Source organism: Desulfosalsimonas propionicica (assembly GCF_013761005.1).
In the GTDB taxonomy this organism is placed as follows: Bacteria; Desulfobacterota; Desulfobacteria; order Desulfobacterales; family Desulfosalsimonadaceae; genus Desulfosalsimonas; species Desulfosalsimonas propionicica.
On the sequence record NZ_JACDUS010000001.1, the window covers coordinates 232,253 to 244,450 of the forward strand.

General features: G+C 54.0%; 11 protein-coding genes and 2 tRNA genes. 1 reads left to right on the top strand and 12 read right to left on the bottom strand.

Annotated features, from left to right (window positions below; all coding sequences use genetic code 11):
• Window positions 1-146 precede the first annotated feature (146 nt).
• From HNR65_RS01015 to HNR65_RS01065, 11 genes are all read right to left on the bottom strand, one after another.
• Window positions 147-224, bottom strand: a tRNA-Glu gene (locus HNR65_RS01015).
• Between the two features lie 22 nt (window positions 225-246).
• Window positions 247-322 (bottom strand) — tRNA-Lys (locus HNR65_RS01020).
• A 118-nt stretch (window positions 323-440) separates the two neighbouring features.
• The gene (locus tag HNR65_RS01025) at window positions 441-1,889 is read right to left on the bottom strand and encodes a TrkH family potassium uptake protein (RefSeq protein WP_181549587.1); all 1,449 of its coding nucleotides are present in this window, start codon (window positions 1,887-1,889) and stop codon (window positions 441-443) included.
• The gene (trkA, locus tag HNR65_RS01030; protein ID WP_181549588.1) at window positions 1,890-3,251 is read right to left on the bottom strand and encodes a Trk system potassium transporter TrkA; all 1,362 of its coding nucleotides are present in this window, start codon (window positions 3,249-3,251) and stop codon (window positions 1,890-1,892) included. It lies immediately after the preceding gene.
• A complete protein-coding gene (recD2, locus tag HNR65_RS01035) occupies window positions 3,248-5,482 on the bottom strand; it encodes an SF1B family DNA helicase RecD2 (protein ID WP_181549589.1) in 2,235 nt (744 codons plus the stop codon). The genes trkA and recD2 overlap by 4 nt, the downstream gene beginning before the upstream one ends.
• 57 nt (window positions 5,483-5,539) lie before the next feature.
• Entirely contained in the window at window positions 5,540-6,232 is a 693-nt protein-coding gene (locus HNR65_RS01040) for a tetratricopeptide repeat protein (RefSeq protein WP_181549590.1), read from the bottom strand.
• Window positions 6,233-6,248: 16 nt separating this feature from the next.
• Window positions 6,249-7,259 (bottom strand): adenosine kinase, encoded by a 1,011-nt coding sequence (locus tag HNR65_RS01045; protein WP_181549591.1) that lies wholly within the window; start codon window positions 7,257-7,259, stop codon window positions 6,249-6,251.
• A 48-nt stretch (window positions 7,260-7,307) separates the two neighbouring features.
• A complete protein-coding gene (locus HNR65_RS01050) occupies window positions 7,308-7,772 on the bottom strand; it encodes an SH3 domain-containing protein (protein ID WP_232364601.1) in 465 nt (154 codons plus the stop codon).
• Window positions 7,773-7,792: 20 nt separating this feature from the next.
• On the bottom strand, window positions 7,793-8,983 hold the full coding sequence (locus HNR65_RS01055) for a vWA domain-containing protein (protein WP_181549592.1): 1,191 nt from the start codon (window positions 8,981-8,983) through the stop codon (window positions 7,793-7,795).
• Between the two features lie 12 nt (window positions 8,984-8,995).
• Window positions 8,996-9,853, bottom strand: a complete 858-nt coding sequence (locus HNR65_RS01060; protein ID WP_181549593.1) for an AAA family ATPase — start codon at window positions 9,851-9,853, stop codon at window positions 8,996-8,998.
• Between the two features lie 42 nt (window positions 9,854-9,895).
• On the bottom strand, window positions 9,896-10,966 hold the full coding sequence (locus HNR65_RS01065; protein ID WP_181549594.1) for a uroporphyrinogen decarboxylase/cobalamine-independent methonine synthase family protein: 1,071 nt from the start codon (window positions 10,964-10,966) through the stop codon (window positions 9,896-9,898).
• A gap of 227 nt (window positions 10,967-11,193) precedes the next feature.
• Here HNR65_RS01065 and tatA point away from each other — a divergent pair, with 227 nt between their 5' ends.
• Window positions 11,194-11,397: a twin-arginine translocase TatA/TatE family subunit gene (gene tatA, locus HNR65_RS01070; RefSeq protein ID WP_181549595.1), complete on the top strand. Its 204-nt coding sequence runs from the start codon at window positions 11,194-11,196 to the stop codon at window positions 11,395-11,397.
• A 103-nt stretch (window positions 11,398-11,500) separates the two neighbouring features.
• On the opposite strand, the gene ssb is transcribed toward tatA, so the two are convergent.
• Window positions 11,501-11,944: a single-stranded DNA-binding protein gene (gene ssb / locus HNR65_RS01075; protein WP_181549596.1), complete on the bottom strand. Its 444-nt coding sequence runs from the start codon at window positions 11,942-11,944 to the stop codon at window positions 11,501-11,503.
• Between the last annotated feature and the right edge of the window lie 254 nt (window positions 11,945-12,198).

Genomic DNA, 12,198 nt, shown 5'->3' on the forward strand with positions numbered 1-12,198 from the left:
GGAAAAAAATAAAAAAAAGCGCCTGAAAGGGTGAATGGTCCCTTTCAGGCGATATATGAAACAAGAGGCCGAAAGCGAAACCGTGTCCGGAAACAGTTCCATCCATGAGAGCAGGTTTACGGTTTTGGCAAGCCTCTTGAAATTGTTGGCGTCCCCAAGGGGATTTGAACCCCTGTCGCCGGCGTGAAAGGCCGGTGTCCTGGACCGGGCTAGACGATGGGGACGCAAGCATATTCAATATGGATCTGGTGGGCCGTGTTGGACTCGAACCAACGACTCTCTGCTTAAAAGGCAGATACTCTACCAACTGAGTTAACGGCCCCAGTCCAGCGGCTAATAAAGTATTTCTTGTATCGATTCCGGCAGAACCTGTCAATGATAAAATTTAAGCTGAAACCGTTTTTTTGCAAATGGTTTTTGACCGGTTTCGATGCAACGCTCTATTTGCGCCAGAATTCCGGCACCAGAAAAATAATCACTGTATAAATTTCCAGTCGCCCCAGAAGCATGCACCAGGAAAGCAGCCATTTGCCAAAGTAGGGAATTTCGGCATAATTGCCCACCGGTCCCACCATTGCCAGGCCCGGGCCGATATTGCCGATGGATGCGGCCACGGCTGAAAACGAGGTGACAAAATCCACGCCCATGGATGCCAGCACAATGGAGCAGAGCACAAAAATGCCCATGTACAGGGCCAGAAAACCCAGGACACTGCTGATGACCTCGCCGGACACCGGTTTTCCGCCGATTTTCACATAGGAAACCGAATGGGGATGCACCAGGTTGAAAAGCTCCTTGTAGCAAAACTTCACGCAAAGCATGATGCGCATCATCTTCATGCCCCCGCCGGTGGAACCCGCAGAGCCCCCGAAAAACATGCAGGTCAGCACAATAAGCTGGGCCACTGCCGGCCACTGGTTATAGTCGGCCGTTGCATAGCCGGTGGTCGTCAAAATGGATATCACCTGAAAAGCGCCGTAACGGAAACTTTCCCCGAAGCTTTCATAGACCTGCCCGTTAATGAAAAAGCTCACCACAAGAATCAGCACAACCAGGGTCAACAGATAAAACCGGCATTCCGGATCCCGCCAGTAGGCCAGGGGCCGGGCCCTGAGCATCTGGTAGTGCAGGGAAAAATTGATTCCGGCAATCACCATGAAGCCCATAATCACGATGTCGATATAAAGGCTGTCATAATGGGCGATAGACAGACCTTTTGTGGAAAATCCGCCGGTGGGCATGGTGGTAAAGGTGTGGCAGACCGCGTCATAGATCGTCATCCCGCCGGCCAGCAGCAAAATCACCTCAAGCACGGAAAACAGGACATAAACTTTCCACAGCAGCTTGGCTGTATCGCTGATCCGGGGTTTTAGCTTGTCTGGCATGGGCGTGGGCACCTCTGCCTTGTAGAGCTGAAATCCGCCCACGCCCAGAAAGGGCAGAATGGCAATGGTCAAAACAATAATGCCCATGCCGCCGAGCCACTGGATAAAGCTGCGCCAGAACAGCAGCCCCCTTGGTACGGCCTCAATATCGGTTAAGACCGAAGCACCCGTGGTGGTGAACCCGGATACGGACTCAAAAAAGGCATCGGCAAAAACCGGGAAAAACCCTGAGAAATAAAAGGGAAGCGCCCCGAAAAATCCAATGGCCGTCCACCCCAGGGCAACGATGGCCATGCCTTCACGCTGGCTGATATACTCGGTCTTGGGCTGCCAGAATATTAAAAACAAGGCCATGCCGCACGCCCCGGCAACGGCCGCAGACATCAGCAAGGCGCCGGTGCTGCCGTCTGCGTAAAATGCCCCCACTCCGGCGGGCAGTATCAGGGTCAGACCCAGAAAAAAAACCAGGATTCCCGTGTATTGGCACACGAAACCCCATCGCATTTAGAAAAACTCCAGTTTCACGGTGAGAATCTTTTCAATTTTGGAAATAACCTGGCGCTTGGCAAAAATGATGACCCGGTCGCCGGGTTCGATCAAGCTGTCGCCCGAAGGAATGATCACCTGGCCGTTTCTGATGATGCCGATGACCAGAGATCCTTTGGGAAGGGAAGTTTTACGAAGTGGTTTTCCCACAATATCGGATGTTTCCAGGGCTTCGGCTTCCAGCACTTCGGCCTGCTCGTCTGTCAGTGTGCGCACAGACAAAACCTTGCCCCGGCGGATATGCTGGAGAATGGTATTGATGGCTGAAAGCCTGGGACTGACCACCTGTTCGATGCCGATTGCCGGCATCAGCGGAAAATAGCTGAACTTGTTTAGTTTGGTAATGGTTTTGCCCGCTCCCATGCGTTTGGCCAGAAGAGAGACCAGGATATTGGTTTCCTCGTCATTGGTCAGGGTTACCACCGCATCCATTTCCCGGATGTTTTCCTCGATGAGCAGCCGCTGGTCTGAGCCGTCTCCCTGGATGACAACAGCCTTTTTCATTTCCGCAGCCAGTTCGCTGCATCGCGCAGCCGAGCGTTCGATGATCTTTGTCTGTATACCCCCGCGCTCAAGGATCTCTGCCAGCCGGGTGCCGATGCGGCCACCACCCACGATCAGGGTTCGGCGAACGGGCCGGGCCTGCTTGTCAAATGCCTTTATAATGGGCACCAACCCCTTTTCCTCGCTGATAAAATAAACCAGATCCCCGGCGCTTAGCCGGAAATCCCCGCCCGGAATGACCAGTTCCTCGTTTCTGACCACAGCCGCTACCAGGATTCGGGGCTCGATTTTTTCCGGGATTTCCTTTAACCGGATGCCTGCCAGACGGCTGCCGGCATCCAGATAAAGTCCCACAAATTTGAGCATTCCGTCGGCAAAATCACTGACATCCACGGCCCCGGGGATGCGCAGAAACTGCTCGATGCTTTTGACCACCTCGATTTCCGGGTTGATCACTGTGTCAATGTGGGGGGCCTGATCATGGAACACCTGGTGATAATCGTCAAAATCGCCTTCCCGGATCCGGGCCAGCTTTTTTGTGGTAGGCGAGATCACATCAGCCATCATGCAGGCCACAAGGTTGGTTTCATCACTGTCTGTGACCGCAAGCAGGATTTCCGCATCCTTTATGCCCGCAGCCTTGAGCACCCGCGGGCTACTGCCCGAGCCGTTAACCGCCTCCACGTCCAGGTTGTCTGAAAGACGCTTGATGGCTTCTGTATTTCGATCAATTACAACCACTTCCTTGTTTTCAAAGGCCATCCGGCTGGCAATGTGATATCCCACTTCGCCGGCACCCACTATGATGATTTTCACCGCAGTTGCTCCTTGTCGAAATGATTTCCCTGGTATCTGCCGCAGGCCGCAGCCAGCCGCACGGCCAGCCCGGTATGCCGCCTGGCCGGGGTATTGTTTTTCACGGCAATGGCCATGGCCTTTTTGGCTCCAACCATTACCACCAGAGCCTTTCCCCGGGTAACTGCCGTGTAGACCAGGTTGCGCTGGAGCATCATGTAATGCTGGGTCAAAAGCGGCATGACCACTGCAGGAAACTCAGAGCCCTGGGCCTTGTGCACGGATACAGCATACGCGGTCACCACCTCGTCGAGCTCAGTGAACGCATAACTGATGCGCCGGTCCTCAAAATCAATCTGAACCTGCCGGGTTTCCTCGTCCAGGCCGGTAATGCGCCCCATATCCCCGTTAAACACCTGCTTGTCATAATTGTTCCGGGTCTGCATGACCTTGTCATAAAGCCGGAACACCGTGCTCCCGCTGGTGATCTGGGGATTGCCGGGATTTAAGGCTTCCTGGAGCACGCCGTTTAACGCCGCCGTACCGGCCTGGCCCCGGTGCATGGGACTCAGGACCTGAATTTCGGTGACAGGATCAAACCCGAATCGCCGGGGTATGCGTTTTGACACCAATTCCACAATGGTGTCAACAACTTTTTCCGGATCCGTCTGCCCGATGAAATAAAAATCAGTGTCCTCGCGGCTTGCATCCATCTGCGGGATCCGGCCGCTGTTGATCTGGTGGGCGTTTACAATGATTTGGCTTTTGCGGGCCTGGCGGAAAATCTCGGTTAAACGCACTACCGGCACAGCCCCGGATGTGATAATATCTGCCAGCACGTTTCCCGGCCCCACAGACGGCAGCTGGTGAACGTCGCCCACCATCACCAGGGTGGCGGCAGGAGGCACGGCCTTTACCAGATGATACATGAGCACCGTGTCAATCATGGAGGCTTCGTCGATAATGAGCAGATCGCATTTCAGCGGATTGTCCTGGTTTTTCTGAAATCCCCCGGCCTGATAATTAAAGGAAAGCATCCGGTGAATGGTCACCGCCGTATAGCCGGTGGCCTCGCTCATTTTCTTGGCAGCCCGGCCCGTGGGAGCGGCCAGCATGATCTTTGCTGAAAGCTGGCTAAAAATCTCTAACATGGCCCGGATAATGGTGGTCTTTCCAGTGCCCGGCCCGCCGGTGAGCACCATGACCTTGTTTTGTGCCGCACATTTCACCGCCTGCTGCTGCTTTTCCGCCAAAGCAAAATCAAGCCGATTCTGGACCCATTGCAGGGCCCTGGGTGCATCAATGGAACGAACCGCCTTGGGCGCGCCAAGCAAACGGACAAAATGGCCGGCAATGCCGGTTTCGCAAACAAAAAACCGCTTTAGGTAAACCGCCGGGTCTGCTTCAGGACGTATTTGCCCATCATCGTCGATGACCAGATCCCGGTCTCCGGCTGCTTTTGCAATGGCATCGGAAATGCGCTCTGTTGCCGCCTCCAGAATTTCCATGCTTTTTTCCACAAGCAGGCCCCGGGGATAAAACACATGCCCGTCTTCTGCCAGCTGATTGAGTACATACAAAATCCCGGCTTTTATGCGCAGAGGGTCCTGCTTTTCAAAACCCAGGCGGGAGGCGATCCGGTCGGCTGTCAAAAACCCGATGCCGGAAATATCGGTTGCCAGCTGATAGGGGTTGGCGGTGACCACATCAATGGCATCCCGGCCGTATTGCCTGAAAATGCGCACAGCCCAGGCCGCGCTGACCTCGTGGGACTGGAGAAAAACCATGACGTTGCGGATCTCGCGCTGCTCGGCCCAGGCGGTCTGAATCATCTCAATGCGTTTTTCGCCAATGCCTTCAACTTCCCGGAGTTTTTCAGGATGGTTTTCAATCACGTCCAGTGCGGACTTGCCAAACCGGTCCACAATCCGTTCCGCCATGACCGGACCGATTCCACGGATCATGCCGGAGCCCAGATATTTGCGAATGCCGTTGATTGTGGAGGGGGTAATGCTGCGATGGGAGCGAACCTCAAATTGTTCGCCGTAAGTCGGATGAAGTTTCCAGAAGCCGGTTATTTCCAGGGCTTCTCCGGGCGCCGGATCCGTGAACCGACCCACCACGGTCACCGGCTCCCGCCGGCCGCGGACCCGCATCCGGGCCACGGTATAGCCGTTTTCCGGATTTGTATAGGTCACCCGCTCAATCTGGCCGGAAAGGGTTTGATTCTCTGATTCGGCCTGGAAGGTCATGGTACGGCATTTTCCGTGAAAAATGGTTGAAAATGCCCAACGCCGGTATGGCCTGTGTCAGCCGGAAATCCTGGCCCGGGCTGCGTCGGCGAACATGGAATCCGAATACTCGGAAACAAGCTGCTCAAAGGCCTGCCGGCTTTTTTCCGGCGCTCCCGTTTTCTCGTAAAGCAGCCCGAGATTAAACAGGGCCTGATCATCAAGGACCGTGCTCTGGTTTTCCAGTACCTGCTGAAAATAAAAAATCGCCTGCTCATTGTCTGCCATGGCCGCATGGGCGTGGGCCATGCCGTTTAGCACCAGAAAATTAAACCGGTCATTATTTTTCAGCTTTTTCCAGGCACTCTCATACAATGACAAGGCGCGATCGGGCTCTCCGATCTCCAGGCACAATGCCGCATACCGGAGCAGGGCCATTTCACCGGCGTCCGTATACCCGTAATCTTCAATCAGGGACGCGTAACGGTCCTTGATGCCCTCGTAGGCTTCCGGGCCTTGCTCCGAATCAATGGCCCCGGCCTGCCGGGTAATTTCCAGCAGGCGTGCCGAAGCGTTGTTCTGCGCTTGTGCCAGGAAATAGAACACGCCGGAGAGCACCAAAATCAGGCATAACAGTCCGGCTCCGGCGATGATCAGTTGCTTCTGGTAGATGCGGACAACACCTGCAATCTTTTTTAAAAACTGCTGCAGGGGATCATCCGGCAGCTCTGAATGCCCGGTATCTGCCGGCCCGGTGTTTTTTTCAGCCATGTTGCATCACTCTTTGTCAAATATTTTCGGTATTTTCCGGCAACAGCTGCTTGATGCGCTGCCAGCCTGCTTCCTCGACCTTGGCACCCACCAGTTGACAAACTTCGTACCCGCAGGCCGAACCAAGGTTTCCGCTTTTTGTAAAGGAATAGCCATTAACCAGGCCGAAAAGAAAACCGGCAGCCCAGAGGTCTCCGGCCCCTGTTGTGTCAACCGCGCATCCATCGCCCAGCGCTTCAACCCGGGTGATCTCTCCCTTATACAGGATCATGCTTCCCCTGGGCCCGGTTTTTAACACCGCGATTTCCGTATTCCGGCCCAGCTCCTGAAGGGAGGATGCTTCATCTTTTATGCCGGTATAGGCAAAGGCCTCATCCTCGTTTGCAATCAGGATATCAATGTAGTCGGCCACGATATCGTTTAGCAATTCCCTGGATTCCTCCACAACGTTGAAACTGGCCAGATCCAGGCTGATGCGCGCCCCCGAGGCCTTGCCGGCTTTTAAAACCGCCATCATCAACTCCGGATTAAACAGCAGATAGCCTTCCACGTGCACGATGGCCGCACCGTCAAAACATTTCCGGGTGATTTCCCCGGGCTGCATCTCCGCAGACGCCCCCAAATAGGTAAACATGGTGCGCTGGGCATCCGGGGTGATCACCGACAACACACGGCCGGTCGGCGATGCGGACCGGAACAGATACGGCTCCACCCGCTGGGCCACCAGGTCGGATTCAAACACGTCGCCCAGTTCATCTTCTCCCCGCTTGCCCACGAAACGGGCGGCACCGCCCAGGCATCCGACCCCAACGGCCGTGTTGCAGGCCGATCCGCCGCTGACCACAGTGGGGGGGTTGGCGGTTTTGGATACAAGATCGTCAATAAAGGTCTGCTCCACCAAAGTCATGCCGCCCTTGGCAGCACCAACGGTTTCAAGAAAACTGTCATCTTCCCCGGCCAGCATATCCACGAGCGCCGAACCCACGCACACAATGGCGCTGCGGTCCGGCTCAAATGAGATGGTCATATTCAAGTCCTTTCCGTTAACTTAAAAAATACCTGACAATCCGGACATCTACCACACCAGGCCTCTGTAGATCCAGCCCTTTTCCCCGTCAGCATGCTGGATATGGATCCAATCCCCCTTTTTTTCCAAAACCTTGAAGGGAACGCCTTTTTCAGCCTGAAAAGCCACGTCATTACTGGTACCTGGGCCGGTGCGGATGTTGATCACACCCTTTTTTGTGATCACGGTTTTGATGTCTGCCAAAAGGTCCTTGTGAATCCAGGCCCGGGTGCCTTCGAAATCCTTAAAAAAATACCAATCCCCCTGGGTCTCAATAACTTCCAGGGGGGTATAGAGTTCCATCTGCCAAAGTTTTTCATGCTCGGTGCCGGGCCCGGAACGGGTGTTGGCCACATCCACGGAAACGGCCATGCGCCGGGCCTCTGCCGCAGCTGCAGCCGCGGCCAGCATTGTGAAAATCGTCAGGCAGATGATCATTGCCGTAAATCTGCGCGAAGTTGCTGCCGGATACATGATTGAAAAATCCTCCTGTTTTAGGCGGCCATCAATTGGTTTACCGCCTGTTCAAGCCCGTCAATGCTTAGTTCATACATGGGAAAAATCTGGGCAATGGCGTTGATGGTCCGGGTGTAGGGCCACATGCGGGCGGGCACGGGATTTAACCAGGCATTGTGCGGGAAGGTTTCGGCCAGAAACCGCAACTGTTCAATGCTGGCCTTGCCGCTGCGCTCGTGGACGTAAATGGAGCCGTCCCTGGCCATCAATTCATAAGGGGCCATGCTGGCATCGCCCACCAGAATCAGGCGCGTGTCCGGATCATTTCTCACAAATTCGGCCACCGGCTTGGGCTTGCGATACCGGGCCGGATCCTCCCATACCGTGTCATAAATGGTGTTGTGGAAGAAATAGGTTTTCAACTCCTTGAACTGGGAGCGGGCGTAATTAAACAGAGTCCGGACCACGTGCACATATGGATCCATGGAGTAGCCGCCGTTATCAATGGCCAGGATCACCTTGAGCCGGTCTTTTAAGCGCCGGTCAAATACGATCTGGATATCGCCGGCGTTTTTCATGGTCTGATAAATGCTTTCGTCTATATTGAGCTGGTCTTTGGGTCCGGCGGGCACCAGATTGCGAAGCCGCTTTAAGGCCTCGCCCATGGATGACTGGGTCAGGGGCCCCATGCGGGAATAATCCTTGTACCGTCTTTCATTGGCCACCTTGATGGCCGACTGGTTGCGGGATTCGCCGCCCACGCGCAAACCGCCCGGATGATATCCGGAATGACCCACCGGGGAGGTCCCGCCGGTGCCGATCCATCGGTTTCCGCCTTCATGCCGCTCGGTCTGTTCTTTTAAGCGTTCCTTGAAATATTCAATCAGCTCGTCAGGTGACAGATTCTGCAGATCCGCGGCATTGATCCCCAGGGCATCGGCCACGGACTGCGGGTCGGTCAGCCACTGGTCCAGCATGGCCTTTGCGATCTCGTCAAGCTCAAAGCCCTCCATGTCCGGCAATTCCGCACCCTCGAAATAATGGGCAAAAATCTGGTCAAACAGGTCAAAATACCGCTCACTTTTGACCAGAATCGCCCGGGAGGCGGTGTAAAAATCCGAAAGGGAAAAAATCAGCCCGTTTGCCAGGGCCTTGTGCAGGGTCAAAAAGGCCGTGGGCGTGACCGGCACGCCCGCATCCTTGAGCTTATAAAAAAACTCCACAAACATGGCATCCCGCCTCTAGAACCGTTTTTTGCGCTGCACCTGATTGGCTGCATACTGATAATCCTGGCTCTTTTTAAACAACACCCCCAGGTAGGGCAGCTCTCCCTTGGCCAACTGCTTGGGCTTGAAGTCCGGGTCCGCTGAAAGGGCCCGGATCCAGTTGATCAACTCCCGGGTTGCGGGCTTTTTTTCCACCATGTCGATTTCCCGGAGTTGATAGAAGGTGTTGATGGCATGATCCATCAGGTCTGAATCAATCTCCGGAAAATGCACATGAATGATTTTGCGCATCATCTTAGGATCCGGAAAGGCAATATGATGAAAATTGCACCGGCCCAGAAATGGGTCGGAAAGATCCTTCTTGGCGTTGGAGGTGATGATAATCACCGGCCTGTGCCGGGCCCGGATGGTTTTGTCAATTTCAATAATGTCAAATTCCATTTGATCGAGCACATCAAGCATGTCATCCTGGAAGTCCGTATCGGCCTTGTCAATTTCATCAATCAGCAAGACAGTGCGTTCTTCGGCTGTAAACGCCTGGCCGATCTTGCCCATCTTGATGTAATCCTCGATCCGGCTCACATCCCGGGTAGAGTCGCCAAAACGGCTGTCATTGAGCCGGGTGAGGGTATCATACTGGTAAAGACCGTCTATGAGCTTCATATTGGATTTGACATTTAACACGATCAGCGGCATGTGCAGACTTTCAGCAATGGCATAGGCCAGCATGGTCTTTCCTGTTCCGGGCTCGCCCTTTAACAGCAGGGGCATTTCCAGGGACCTGGAAATATTAACAATTCTGGCCAACTCCGGGTCCAGGACGTAACGTTTTGCACCGCTGAACTGATCTTTTTCCTGTAATTGTTTCGTCATAATTACTCAATCCTGCCTTATCTTGATTTTCACAGCCAGAGGTTAACGGCTGCCGCGTATTTTCTCTGAGACCTGCCGGTTCATGTCAATGACCCGCATGGCATTCTCCAGGGAAAGCGAACCGGTGCCGCAGCTCGGCGTAATCAGAGATTGCGCGATCACCTGATCCCTTTCAAAACCCAGTGCTTCAATGCGTTCGGCCTGGTCTTGCCACAGGGAATAGAGAGACTCCGGGGTTTCGGACGCAATGGCTTCGGTATCCCCGGTGGGCACAATTCCCCAGGCAAGAATCCGGCCTTCATTTAAAAACGACCGGATGGCGTCGGCATACAAAATAAATTTGTCAAAATAAGAGTACGCATCAAAACTGACGATATCCGCATCCGATTCCAGAATCACGGGCCACTCGGCATTGGCGCACACATGCACCCCGGCAAGACCGCCTTCGGCATGCACGGCTTCAATGACCTCGGAAAAGCAGGCATCGATTTCCGCGCGCGACACGCTGATAAATGCAGAGGACCCAAAGCCGGCAAGGGCGGGTTCATCGAGAAACAGGATCACCGGCAGTCCGTATTTTTTCAGCTGGTTGACCTGCCACCGGGCTTTCATGGCAATAAGCTTGACCGCTGCATCCCGGATGTGCTCGTTGTAAAAGGCGGCCCGCCCTTCTTTGTCCACCAGGCCGGTGCCGAATGTAAAGGGTCCGGTTACCTGGCCCTTTACAGCTGCGGGCGAACACCGGCCGCGGTCGAGTTCCCGCATGAACACGTAAAACCCGGGGGCATCATCTTCGTGGATGGCGAAACGTGATTCCGCGATGTCGCCGCCGCCTTCGGTCACTTCCATGTAGGCCTCGTAGAAACCCAGAAGGGCGTCATCGAAACGCTCATCCGCCGAATCCACGAAAATCTTGTCATTCTGGCGCGTCAGGCCCGGCATTCCCTTGGAAAACTGGGCCACCATGCCTTCGGCGGCAAATTTGGGCAATTGCACCCACAGCGGAATATCCGGAGTGTATTCAAACATCAGCTCCGCTGCTTTTTCATGATCATCCATGGGCAGGCTTCCGATCCAGGCCGGAAAGCCCGCGGGGCGAAAATCGTTTTTCATTGCAGATTCCTACCCTTTGGTTAATATTTAAAATTTATTTGTATACCGCATTTCAAAATCATTGACAAGGGCTATTGCTTACCGGAAATCAAAACAAACCCGTTAAACCCATTGTTGAGAACGCATTAAGCAATTGACAGGACAGGCGGGATTGCCTATTATCAAAAATCAATTCATCCACCGCGGACAAAGTCCCTGCGGAAACCGCAAAAAGGAGGCCATCTTCCATGTTTGGCATCGGCATGCCGGAACTCATTGTTGTTCTGGTGATCATTATGATTGTGTTCGGAGCAGGCAAACTCCCGGAAATCGGCTCGGGCATCGGAAAAGGAATCCGCAATTTCAAAAAATCGGTTTCCGGCGACGAGACTCCGGCCGAACAAGAACAAATTGAAGAGCCCCGGCAGGACAACAACAACGAAAAAAAATAAAAAAACTGTTTTTGCCCCTGTTTCAAATCAAAAAGCCGGCCTGCAGGCGATTTTTCCCAAACCCGCCTGCGGACCGGCTTTTATGACAAAAAAATCGCTGTTGTCAAAACGGAATATCATCCTCCGCGTCTCCGGCGCCTCCGCCTCGTGGCGATGCCGGCTGGTCATCATAAGCAGGCCCGGAATTGTATCCTCCTCCGCCGCCACTATCGCCTTTGGAACCCAGCATCTGCATATCACTGGCCACCACCTCCGTAATGTACTTGGTGACCCCGTCCTGCTCCCATGAGCGTGTCTGAAGGCGGCCTTCAATATAAACCTGCTTGCCCTTGGACAAATATTCACCGCAGATTTCCGCCAGTTTCCGGAAAGCCACGATTCTGTGCCATTCTGTTTTGTCCCGTTTTTCCCCAGTGGCCTTGTCCCGCCATTCCATGGAAGTGGCCAGGGTAAAATTCACCACTGCCTGGCCGTCCTGGGTATACCGAATTTCAGGGTCACGTCCCAGGTTGCCGACGAGAATGACTTTGTTGACGCCGCGTGCCATGTGTTTTGCTCCCTTATGCGCTCATGATCATGGTTGTTTGGATTGAAGCCGTTTTTGCTCCGCATCTTCTGCTGATGTCTGCTCCCCGGCCTCCTTGTCTGCGCCCGCCACCTGGCAGGCATCGCGCATTCATGTGGAAACGCCCATTTTGGGCAGGATCCAGACCTGCAGCGCCACCCAGACACCGATAAAAATGGCGATAAAAAGAAATGTTTTCATCAATGATATCCATAGCTCGTGGATTGTTGAACCGG